The organism is Streptococcus sp. 3613 (genome assembly GCF_013277375.1).
In the GTDB taxonomy this organism is placed as follows: Bacteria; Bacillota; Bacilli; order Lactobacillales; family Streptococcaceae; genus Streptococcus; species Streptococcus pseudopneumoniae.
Map to the genome: position 1 here is coordinate 1 of NZ_VMMV01000099.1, position 3,061 is coordinate 3,061.

Annotated in this window: 4 pseudogenes; 3 read left to right on the forward strand and 1 reads right to left on the reverse strand. The window is 38.0% G+C overall.

Going from position 1 to position 3,061, the window contains the following annotated elements:
- The 3 pseudogenes from HT708_RS10545 to HT708_RS12390 all read left to right on the forward strand — a co-directional run.
- Nucleotides 1-638 (forward strand): annotated as a pseudogene (locus tag HT708_RS10545) (IS630 family transposase); the annotation flags it as partial.
- Nucleotides 639-1,064: pseudogene (locus tag HT708_RS10550) on the forward strand (IS30 family transposase); the annotation flags it as partial.
- A gap of 661 nt (nucleotides 1,065-1,725) precedes the next feature.
- Nucleotides 1,726-2,019, forward strand: a pseudogene (locus tag HT708_RS12390) (N-acetylmuramoyl-L-alanine amidase family protein); the annotation flags it as partial.
- A gap of 51 nt (nucleotides 2,020-2,070) precedes the next feature.
- Here the strand turns inward: HT708_RS12390 and HT708_RS10560 are convergent.
- Nucleotides 2,071-3,061 (reverse strand): annotated as a pseudogene (locus HT708_RS10560) (ISL3 family transposase); the annotation flags it as partial.

The window sequence follows — 3,061 nt, forward strand, 5'->3', positions numbered from 1 at the left end:
AACTGTAAAAAAATATGAGGAGTTAGGACGAGATTCTCTAATTCAAGAAATACGTGGTGGTCGTAACCATGCACATATGACAATTGAGGAAGAGAAAGCCTTTCTTGCCCGTCATTTGAAGGCTGCAGAGGCAGGAGAATTTGTTACAATTGATGCCTTATTTCAGGCTTATAAAAAGGAGTTAGGTTCTTCCTACACACGTGATACCTTCTATCAACTCTTGAAGCACCATGGTTGGCGAAATATTAGGCCACGTCCAGCACATCCCAAGAAAGTAGACTCTCAAACCATTGTCGCGTCTAAAAATAAAATCTCAATTCAAGAAGAAAAGAAAGCGCTTTAAAACCAGTAGACCTTTTCGTAAGGTTTGCTTGATGTACCAAGATGAGGCTGGTTTCGATAGAATCAGTAAACTGGGATCTTGTTGGGCTCCAATAGGAGTAGGTCCACATGTCCATAGTCATTATATACGAGAATTTTGCTATTGTTATGGAGCTGTTGATGCCCATACAGGCGAATCATTTTTCTTAATCGCTGGTGGATGTCATACTGAGTGGATGAACGCCTTTTTAGAAGAGCTTTCACAAGCTTATTCAGATGATTATCTTTTACTCGTTATGGACAATGCCATATGGCATAATAAAAGCGCTGAATCGGTCAATCAGGCTTTAAAACTCATCTTAAAACAAGACAAGATTCTGTCCATCACGGCAGATAATGGTACAGAATTTAACCGCTTGTCTGATGTATTTTCTGAGGAACATATCTATTATGCGCACCCCTATGCCTCTTGGGAAAGGGGAACTAATGAGAATCACAACAGGCTCATTCGGAGATGGTTACCTAAGGGAACTAAGAAAACGACTCCCAAAGAAGTCGCATTCATCTAAAATTGGATTAATAACTATCCTAAAAAATGCTTGAACTACAAATCACCCAGAGAAGACTTCTTCATGGCTAACTTGAACTTGAAATTTGGCTTTTTTGAAAAAATAGGTAAAAAGTTTAAAAACTCGAAGAAAACTCTTGACAAATCCTGCAAATATTTATATAATCTATGGTAGTAAGGTAGTCTTACGAAAAAATATTTTAAAGAAAAACAAAGGAGATAAAACGATGAAAAAAGTTTTATTGACAAGCGCAGTCGCTCTTGCAGCATTTGGTGCTGTACAAGCTGTTTCAGCTGATACAGCAACTTTTAGTGAGGCTAATGTTCAAACATTGCCAAATGCTAAACCTGCAGCTGATGAGAGAACAGAACCAAGTGCAGAAGTTTCTAAACTCTTTAAAGAAGCAGCAGAAGCAGCAGAAGCAGCAGCTAAACGTGGAGAAGAAGCAAGTGGTAAAGTTAATACTACTGAAAATGGTGATTTGACTATTGATGATATTAAGTCTCACCTTGCATCTCAACAATCTCAACAATCTAATAAACAAAGAGTTGTTACCGATAGATATGTTAAGGTTTATGATAAAGAAGGTAATGAACTGAAACTTGATGGTAAAGCAGTTGAGATTAAGTATGAAAAATCAGCTAAAAGTACTGTTGAAGTTAAAACTAAACGTGGAACATATAAATTAACAGTTCGAGTACAAAATGGTAAAGCAACCCTTTTGGAAATTCCTCAACTAGTAGCTTCTGCTGAAAAACCAGCTGCTCAAGCAGCATGGGTTCAATCAGGTTCTCGCTGGTGGTACAAACACGCTGATGGTTCTTACACAACTAATGGTTGGGAAAAAATCAACGGAACTTGGTACTATTTTGACCAAGCTGGTTGGATGGCAACTGGTTGGGTTAAAGACAATGGTACTTGGTACTACCTAAACGACAACGGTTCAATGGCAACTGGTTGGGTTAAAGATAACGGTACTTGGTACTACTTGAAATCATCAGGTTCAATGGCAACTGGTTGGTATCAAGTTGGTGGTAAATGGTACTACTCATACGCGTCAGGAGCTCTTGCAGTTAATACAACTGTAGATGGTTATAAAGTAAACCACAACGGTGAGTGGGTTAAATAATCCAAGATAATTTAAAACGGCTCTTTGTCAACTGTAGTGGGTTGAAGTCAGCTAAGCTCGAGAAAGGACAAATTTCGTCCTTTCTTTTTTGATGTTCAGAGCGATAAAAATCCGTTTTTTGAAGTTTTCAAAGTTCCGAAATCCAAAGGCATTTCGTTTGATAAGCTTAATGAGATTATTGGTTGCTTCTAATTTGGCGTTAGAATAGTGTAGTTGAAGGGCATTGACAATCTTTTCTTTATCCTTTAGAAAGGTTTTAAAGACAGTCTGAAAAAGAGGATGAACCTGCTTTAGATTGTCCTCAATAAGTCCGAAAAATTTGTCAGGCTCCTTGTTCTGGAAGTGAAAAAGTAAGAGCTGATAGAGATTGTAGTGGTGTTTCAAGTCTTCTGAATAGCTCAAAAGCTTGTCAAGAATCTCTTTATTGGTTAAGTGCATACGAAAAGTAGGGCGATAAAAACGTTTATCGCTGAGTTTACGACTATCCTGTTGAATGAGTTTCCAGTAGCGTTTAATAGCCTTGTATTCATGGGATTTTCGTTCAAACTGATTCATAATTTGGACACGGACACGACTCATAGCACGGCTAAGATGTTGCACAATGTGAAAGCGATCCAGAACGATTTTAGCGTTTGGAAAAAGTTGCCTAGCTAAGTCATAATAAGGACTAAACATATCCATAGTAATAATTTTCACTCGACATCGGACGACCCTATCATATTTAAGAAAGTGATCTCGAATGACGGCTTATGTTCTACCTTCAAGAACAGTGATGATATTGAGCTTATCAAAATCTTGCGCAATGAAACTCATCTCCATCTCCCGATTGAAACAGTCACTCCCTGGACTGTTTCAACGTCCCAAGACATAATCTCAGGCAGATGTTTAAAATTACACTCAAAGTGGAAGTCATTGAGCTTTCGAATGACAGTTGAAGTTGAAATGGCCAGCTGATGAGCAATATCGGTCATAGAAGTCTTTTCAATCAACTTTTGCGCAATTTTTTGGTTGATAATACGAGGAATTTGGTGATTTTTCTTGA